4 protein-coding genes and 1 pseudogene are annotated in these 7,350 nt (G+C 71.7%); 3 read left to right on the forward strand and 2 right to left on the reverse strand.

Going from position 1 to position 7,350, the window contains the following annotated elements; all coding sequences use genetic code 11:
* Positions 1-245 precede the first annotated feature (245 nt).
* Positions 246-1,832, reverse strand: coding sequence for an arabinogalactan endo-1,4-beta-galactosidase (locus GUY61_RS31510; protein WP_166633657.1), 1,587 nt, complete (start codon positions 1,830-1,832; stop codon positions 246-248).
* A 380-nt stretch (positions 1,833-2,212) separates the two neighbouring features.
* Positions 2,213-4,237 carry a beta-galactosidase gene (locus GUY61_RS31515; RefSeq protein WP_166633658.1) on the reverse strand — a complete coding sequence of 675 codons (2,025 nt, stop codon included), beginning with the start codon at positions 4,235-4,237 and terminating at the stop codon, positions 2,213-2,215.
* A 212-nt stretch (positions 4,238-4,449) separates the two neighbouring features.
* Here GUY61_RS31515 and GUY61_RS31520 point away from each other — a divergent pair, with 212 nt between their 5' ends.
* The 3 genes and pseudogenes from GUY61_RS31520 to GUY61_RS31530 all read left to right on the forward strand — a co-directional run.
* Positions 4,450-5,787 carry an ABC transporter substrate-binding protein gene (locus GUY61_RS31520; RefSeq protein WP_166633659.1) on the forward strand — a complete coding sequence of 446 codons (1,338 nt, stop codon included), beginning with the start codon at positions 4,450-4,452 and terminating at the stop codon, positions 5,785-5,787.
* A complete protein-coding gene (locus GUY61_RS31525) occupies positions 5,787-6,758 on the forward strand; it encodes a carbohydrate ABC transporter permease (RefSeq protein ID WP_166633660.1) in 972 nt (323 codons plus the stop codon). Before GUY61_RS31520 ends, GUY61_RS31525 begins: the two co-directional genes overlap by 1 nt.
* Positions 6,755-7,350, forward strand: a pseudogene (locus GUY61_RS31530) (carbohydrate ABC transporter permease); the annotation flags it as partial. The gene GUY61_RS31525 and the pseudogene GUY61_RS31530, both read left to right, overlap by 4 nt.

The following is a 7,350-nucleotide window of genomic DNA, read 5'->3' on the forward strand; positions in this document are numbered from 1 at the left end:
GGTGACCGCGGCGCGGCCCCCGCTCCCGCCCCACCCTGGGAGAAGGAGCGGGGCGGGCCGCCGGCCGGGCGGGAGGACGGCACCGGCGGCCCCTTCGCCCGGGCCTCCCTCACCCGGGCGGTTCCATGGGTCGAGTGAATCGATCCGGCCACTTGGCCGGAAGCGTGTGCGGGTGCGATGTGCGTCCGCGCGATTCACACGGGGTGTGGCCCGGACCGCGCCCCTGCACCGGACGCCGGGCCGGCTCAGCGGTGGGCGAACCAGTCGGCGGCGGGCAGCAGCCGGTCGTCGTAGCCGAAGAGTGCCTGGTTCTCCCAGCCGTTGCCCGAGGACGGATCGGCCGGGTCCCAGCCGTTGCCGGCGACCGCGGTCCAGGTCGGCTCCCAGTAGAAGACACCGAGGCCCCGGCCGTTCGGTACGGCCTCGACGACGTTCATGACGTCACGCAGCCACGCGGCCTGCCCGGCCGCCGACGCCGGATAGCCGGTGACCAGTTCGGCGGTGGTGTCGATGATGTTCTCGTGCGCGTCCTCGCTGTCCAGGCGGAAGGCGTACGCGGTCTCGGCGACGTAGACGTCCTTGCCGTAGCGGGAGGCGATGTCGTCCAGGTTGGCCTGCAGGCCGCTCAGCGGCCCGTGCCAGTATCCGTAGAAGGACGCCCCGATGACGTCGAAGGGGACACCGCGGGCGACGGCGTTGTCGAACCACCAGCGGTAGAGGCCGTTGTCGCCGCCGTGGGCGAGGTGCAGTGCCACCTTGGTGGAGGAGGAGACGGCCTTGGCGGCGTTGGCGCCTGAGGTCAGCAGTCCCGCCAGTTGCTGCCAGTTGTCGGTGGACCCCTCGGGCCAGAGCATGCCGCCGTTGAGCTCGTTGCCGATCTGCACCATGTCGGCGGTGGTGCCCTGCGCCTTGAGTGCGGCGAGGACGTCGTGGGTGTGGTTGTAGACGTCGGTCCTCAGCTGCGCGTAACCGTGCGAGGCCCACGCGGCGGGCGTGTTCTGCGCGCCCGGGTCGGCCCAGGTGTCGCTGTAGTGGAAGTCGACCAGGAGTTTCATCCCCTGGTCCTTGATGCGCTTGGCCATCGTCAGGACGCGTGCCTTGTCGTTGTAGCCGTCCGCGGGGTTCACCCACACCTTGAGGCGGCCGTAGTTCATGCCCTTGGACCTGAGGACGGCGAGGGCGTCGCCCGCCGTGCCGTTGGCGTAGCGGTACACACCGCCCCTGTCCTCGCTCTTCTTCAGGGTGGAGACGTCACCGCCCCTGATGGCGAGACCGGTGCTGCCCGGGGTGAGGGTCAGGTCGTCGAAGTTCGCCCACTCCCCCGCGTGGGCGTCGGAGTTGAAGCTGACGGTGCAGGATCCGCCGGTGACCTTGACGGAGGTGACCAGTCGGATCCAGGCGCCGTCGGGCGTGGGCGGCAGGTCCGTACGCTGCTCGGCGCCGCCGCAGTTGCGCAGGGCGATGTAGGCGGCGTTCCGGCCGCCGCTGGAGCGGACCCGTGCGCTGAGCGTGTATGTGCCGTCCGCGAGCCCGGTGAGGTACTGGTACGTCTCGACCTTGTACGCGGACGAGAACCAGTGGGTGAGGCGGTGGCCGCCGCTGTGGCCGCCGGCCTCCGTGTACGAGGCGGAGTTCTGCCCGGTGGCGGAGTAGGTGCTCCAGCCGGCGGGAGTCGCGGTGCCGGTGCCGTCCGCCTCGAACCCGGCGTTGGACAGGGTCGCGGCGGCGTCCGCCCGTTGTGCGGGCAGGGCGGCGAGCAGGAGGCCGCCGAGTGCCGCCGCGGCGGCGGCTCTCAGGGCGGCGGCCCTGGCGGTGCGGTGGAGTACGTGCATCGTCGATGTCCCTTCGACAATGGGGGCTGGGGACGTGCGCCGTGCGTGGTGCCGTGTGCTGTGTGCGGGCGGTGTGCTGTGTGCGGGCGGTGTGCGGTGGGCGAGCGTGGAGCGGTAGCGGTGCGCGGGGTGCGGGTGCGGGGGTGCGCCGGCCCGGCACCGCGGCCCTCGGCACCGGGTCGGCGGCACCGTGCCGCCCATCGCACCGTGCGGCCGGCGGCCGGCCCGCATCGCGGGCGGCACCGGCGTCTTGGCGGCGGTAACGGTCCCGGCCCCCTTCGTCGAGCCGGCGTTCGCCGCGCCGGCCGGGGCACCGGTCCCGGGGCGGTGCCGGCCCGGCGCCGGGCCGGGACCGGTGGGGTGGCCCGGCCCGGGGGCCGTCAGGCGTCGTCGATTCTCAGGACGCGCACCGCACCCGCCGGCACGCCCAGGTGGCCTGCCGCCAGCTCCCCCGTGAGGAGTTCCGTGCCGTGGGCGTCCAGCGGCACTTTGGCTTCGGTGGCCGTGTGGTTGACGGCGAAGAGGTAGCTGCCGGTCTCGCCGGTGCGGCGTACGACCTCCACGTCGCGCGGGAGTCCGGCGCGCGGGGCGAGGCGGGCGTCCCCGGCGGCCGCGTCCAGGATCGTGTCGAGGTCTCCGGCGCCGAGCCGGGTGGACACGTACCAGGCGGTGCCCTTCCCCAGCCGGTGCCGGGTGACGGCGGGGCCGCCCGCGGCGAGCCCGCCGGCGTACGTCCACACCGTCTCGGCGCCGTGCGGCACGACGAATTCCGTCCACACGTCGCCGGTCAGTTCCGAACCGTCCGCCGCGGTGATGCGGACCCGTTCGCCCTCCCCGAGCGGTGAGAACTCCTCGACGGTCAGCCCGAGGACCTCGCGCAGGGCGCCCGGGTGGGGCCCGTCGTGGACGGCGTCGTGCTCGTCGACGATCCCGGAGAAGTACGAGACGACGAGCGTGCCGCCGTTCTCGACGTACGCCCGGAGGTTGCGGCCCGCGGCCTCGGTGGTGAGGTAGAGGGCGGGTACGACGACAAGGGGATAGGCCGACAGGTCGCCTTCAGGGTGCGCGAAGTCGACGGTCAGGTGCCGGTCGTAGAGCGCCTCGTAGAAGCTGTCGGCGCGTTCCCGCGCGTCGTGGTCCTCGCTGGGCCGCCATTCGAGGTTCTGCGCCCACCAGGACTGCCAGTCCCACACCATCGCGGCGTCCGCGACCGTGCGGGTGCCGCGGACCGCGGCCAGGGAGCCGAGGCCGGCGCCGAGGCCGACGACCTCGCGCCAGACGCGGCTGTCCGTCCCCGCGTGCGGCACCATCGCCGAGTGGAACTTCTCGGCGCCGCGCCGGGACTGGCGCCACTGGAAGAACATCGCGCCGTCGGAGCCGCGCGCCACGTGGGCCAGGCTGTTGCGGGCCATCTCCCCGGGCGCCTTGGCGGGATTGCGCGGCTGCCAGCTGACACCCGAGGTGGAGTGCTCGAGGAGCAGCCAGGGCGCGCCGCCGGCGACGGACCGGGTGAGGTCGGCGGCCATGGCGAGGTTGACATGGGTGCGGCGGCCGTCGGTGATGAGGTAGTGGTCGTTGGTGACGAGGTCGACCTCGCGGCCCCAGGCCCAGTAGTCGACGGTGTCGCACTGGCTGAGGGCGGTCATGAAGTTCGTCGTGACCGGAACGCCGGGCGAGAGTCGGTGCAGGATGTCGCGTTCGGCGGTGAAGTTCTCGCGCATGGTGGCGTCGGCGAAGCGCGCGTAGTCCAGCCGCTGGGCCGGGTTGCACACGGTGGGGGTGGCGCGCGGCGGTTCGATCTCGTCGAGGGAGGCGTAGCGCTGGCCCCAGAAGGCCGTGCCCCAGGCCTCGTTGACCTCATCGACCGTGCCGTAGGTCCGCTCGAGCCAGCGCCGGAAGTGCGCGGCGCAGTTCTCGCAGTAGCAGGCGCTGACGGGGACGCCGTACTCGTTGTGGACGTGCCAGAGGGCGAGCGCCGGGTGGGTGCCGTAGCGCCGGGCGAGCTGTTCGGTGATGGCGGCGGCGGCCGCCCGGTATGCGGGTGAGCTGTGGCAGATGGCCCCGCGGGAGCCGAAGGCGTACCGCATGCCCTCGCGGGTGACGGAAAGTGCCTCGGGGTGGGCGCGGAAGAACCAGGCGGGCGGTGCGACGGTGGGGGTGGCGAGGTCGACGCGGATGCCGTTCTCGTGCAGGAGGCCGATGGCCCGGTCGAGGAGGCCGAACTCGTAGTTCCCCGGCTCGGGTTCGAGCAGCGCCCAGGAGAAGATGCCGACGCTGACCATCGTGACGCCGGCCTCGCGCATCAGCCGGACGTCCTCGTGCCAGACCTCCTCCGGCCACTGCTCGGGGTTGTAGTCCCCGCCGTAGGCGAGCCCCTTCAGGCCCTTGGGTGCGGTGTCCGGCATGCGGGTCTCCTGGTGAGGCTCGGGGCGACGAAACGATCAATTGGGAACGTGCACACACATCATCGGCGACGTGAGTCCAACATAACCGCACAGCAACAACCATTGACAAGTGTCGAGGATGTTTCTCTACTGTGAACGTTCACAGAGCACACCGCGCATGGCCGGTCTGCGGAACCCACGGTCGCCAGACCCTTGTCAGGGGAGAAGAACCCATGCAGTTCACGATGCGACGACGCCTCGTGCCGGCATTGTCGGCCGCGGTCGCCGTCACGCTGGGCGCCACCACCCTCGCCGCCTGCGGCTCCGGCCCGGAGGACGAGGGCTCGGCCGGTTCGGGCCCGGTCTCACTGACCTACTGGGCCTGGGCGCCCGGCATGGACAAGGTCGCGGCGATCTGGAACGCCGGCGAGGGCAAGGAGGCCGGCATCAAGGTGACGGTGAAGAAGCAGGCCTCGGGCGACGAACTCGTCACCAAGATCATCACGGCGGCCAAGGCCGAGAAGGGCCCCGACCTGGTGCAGGCCGAGTACCAGGCGCTCCCCACGCTCGTCAGCAACGATGTCCTCGCCGACATATCCGGCGACGCCGGCGACGCCGAGAAGGCGTTCGCGCCCGGCGTCTGGCAGCAGACCACCCTCGGCACCGACGCGGTCTACGCGGTCCCGCAGGACTCCGGCCCGATGATGTTCTACTACCGCGAGGACCTCTTCGAGAAGTACGGCCTGACGGTCCCCACCACCTGGGACGAGTTCGCCGAGACGGCCCGCAAGCTCAAGAAGAAGGACCCCGCCAAGGCGCTCACCACCTTCTCCAGCAACGACGCCGGTCTCTTCGCCGGCCTCTCCCAGCAGGCCGGCGCCAAGTGGTGGACCACCGAGGGCGACAGCTGGAAGGTCGGCATCGACGACGCCGCCACCAGGCGCGTCGCCGACTTCTGGGGCGGCCTGGTCGAGGAGGGCGCCGTCGACAACCAGCCGATGTACACCCCCGCCTGGAACAAGGGCCTCAACACCGGCAAGCAGATCGCCTGGGTGAGCGCGGTCTGGGCGCCCGGCGTGCTGACCACCGCCGCCCCCGACACCAGGGGCAAGTGGGCGATGGCCCCGCTCCCCCAGTGGACCGAGGGCGACAACACGACCGGCAGCTGGGGCGGTTCCTCCACCGCCGTCACCAACGACTCGCGGAACAAGAAGGCCGCCGCCGAGTTCGCCACCTGGCTGAACACCGACGAGGAGGCGCTGGCCGCACTCGTCAGGGAGGGCGGCATCTACCCTGCCGCCACCGCCGCCCAGACCGGAGGCGCGCTCGCCGAGGCACCCGAGTTCTTCTCCAACCAGCCGGACTTCTACACCGAGGCCGCCGAGATCGCCGCGACCACCGCGCCCTCCGCCTGGGGTCCCAACGTCAACGTCGCCTACACCGCCTTCCGCGACGAATTCGCGAAGGCCGCCAAGGCCAGGAGCCGGGCGCGGTTCGGCGCCGCGCTGACCACGATGCAGGACGCCACCGTCGCGGACCTGAAGAAGACCGGCTTCAAGGTCGCCGGGTGATGAGTACCGACAAGGTCAAGGCGCACGGCTCCCGCCGTGCGCCGGGCGCCCGGGCCGCCCGCCCCGCCAACGGGCGGGTGCGCCGCGCGCCGTACCTCTTCCTCGCCCCCGCCGTCGTCCTGTTCCTGCTGTTCTTCGCCCTGCCCATCGGCTACGCCGTCCACCTCAGCCTGCGCAAGGTCGAGGTCAAGGGCCTCGGTCTCGGCGCCGGCGCCCGCGACGAGGTCTGGGCGGGCCTGTCCAACTACACGTCCGCGCTCGGTGACTCCGAACTCCTCGACGGCGCCCTGCGCGTCCTCGGCTACGGCGCGATCGTCGTCCCCGTCATGCTCGGCTCCGCCCTGCTCCTGGCGCTGATGCTGGACACGGACCGGGTCCGCCTCACCTCCTTCACCCGGCTGGCGATCTTCCTGCCGTACGCCATCCCCGGGGTGATCGCGGCGCTGCTGTGGGGTTTCCTGTACCTCCCGGACGTCAGCCCGTTCTACTTCGTACTGGACAGGGCGGGGCTCCCGCAGCCGGACCTGCTGGACGGCGGGCCGCTGTTCGTCGCCCTGTCGAACATCGCGGTCTGGGGCGGCACCGGCTTCAACATGATCGTCATCTACACCTCGCTGCAGGCCATCCCGGCCGAGGTCCACGAGGCGGCGAAGCTGGACGGCTGCTCGCAGCTCCAGGTCGCGCTGCGCGTCAAGATCCCGATGGTGGCTCCCTCCCTGGTGCTCACCTTCTTCTTCTCGATCATCGCGACGCTCCAGGTGTTCGCCGAGCCGACCACCCTCAGGCCGCTCACCAACTCCGTCTCCACCACCTGGAGTCCGCTGATGAAGGTGTACCAGGACGCCTTCGCCAACAACGACATCCACTCGGCGGCCGCCCAGGCCGTGATCATCGCCGTCGCCACCCTCGCGCTGTCCTTCGGGTTCCTGCGCGTCGCCAACTCCCGTTCCCGGCAGGAGGAAGCCCGATGAGTTCGCTCGCCGCCCGGCAGGCCGCGGGCGGCCGCAAGGCCGTCCCGGCCGCCGGGACCACCCCCGGCACCGCCCAGGGACCGCCGCGGCGCCGCCGTGCCGCCCTCGTCCCGACCGCCGCTCTGCTCCTCGGCGCCCTCTACTGCCTGCTCCCCGTGCTGTGGGTGGTGATGGCCGCCACCAAGTCGGGACGCGAGTTGTTCTCGACGTTCACGTTCCTGCCCGGCACCGGCTTCGCGGACAACGTCACCGACCTGTCGGCGTACCGCGAGGGCGTGTACTGGAAATGGATGGCCAACTCCGCCTTCTACGCCGGTGCGGGCGCCCTGCTGTCGGCGGCGGTCTCCGCGGTGAGCGGCTACGCGCTCGCGGTCTACCGCTTCCGGGGCCGCGAGACCGTCTTCAACGTGCTCCTCGCGGGCGTGCTGATGCCCCCGGTGATCCTCGCCGTGCCGCAGTACCTGCTGCTGGCCGAGGCCAACCTCACCGACAGCTACGCCTCCGTGCTGCTGCCCCTGGTCCTCTCCCCCTACGGGGTGTACCTGGCCAGGATCTACGCGGCCGCGGCTGTGCCCCCGGACGTGGTGGAGGC

Origin of the sequence: Streptomyces sp. GC420, assembly GCF_009916105.1 — a bacterium.
Lineage (GTDB): Bacteria > Actinomycetota > Actinomycetes > Streptomycetales > Streptomycetaceae > Streptomyces.

Bases quoted from the DNA above. Each gene is read 5' to 3' on its own strand.
- GUY61_RS31515 (WP_166633658.1), bottom strand. From the start codon at position 4,237: ATGCCGGACACCGCACCCAAGGGCCTGAAGGGGCTCGCCTACGGCGGG.
- GUY61_RS31525 (WP_166633660.1), top strand. From the start codon at position 5,787: ATGAGTACCGACAAGGTCAAGGCGCACGGCTCCCGCCGTGCGCCGGGC.
- GUY61_RS31520 (WP_166633659.1), top strand. From the start codon at position 4,450: ATGCAGTTCACGATGCGACGACGCCTCGTGCCGGCATTGTCGGCCGCG.
- GUY61_RS31510 (WP_166633657.1), bottom strand. From the start codon at position 1,832: ATGCACGTACTCCACCGCACCGCCAGGGCCGCCGCCCTGAGAGCCGCC.